This is a genomic window from Flavihumibacter cheonanensis, from assembly GCF_022352215.1.
Classification (GTDB): domain Bacteria; phylum Bacteroidota; class Bacteroidia; order Chitinophagales; family Chitinophagaceae; genus Flavihumibacter; species Flavihumibacter cheonanensis.
In genome coordinates this window covers 1-282 of record NZ_JAKRWF010000181.1, presented here as the reverse complement: position 1 = coordinate 282, position 282 = coordinate 1, and the positions used below count along the sequence as shown (strand labels likewise).

Annotated in this window: 1 protein-coding gene; it reads right to left on the bottom strand. The window is 62.8% G+C overall.

Annotated elements, in window-relative coordinates:
- On the bottom strand, positions 1-282 hold a 282-nt coding region (locus MD536_RS21615), incomplete at both ends, for a hypothetical protein (protein WP_239603853.1).

Below are 282 nucleotides of genomic sequence, written 5' to 3'. Positions count from 1 at the left end.
CAGTCGTGGGCAGCGGCCTGCGGAAGGAAGAACTCGTTCATGAGGTCGCGGGTGCGACCGACCCCAGCCCGGCCATACGAGGACTCGATGCTGAAGACGCCGGGGTTTCCGTAGGCGGCTCCTCGATCCTGTGGGTTGTTGAGGTTGGAGTAGATGAGAGCACCCGACTCCATGAACGGCTGCCATTCGGGCGAGTACACCGCCGCCTTGATGTACATGGGCGCGTAGTCAGGGCAGGTGCCTTTGATCAGGCCGAACCAGTTGGCCGGTATGTCGTAGCGG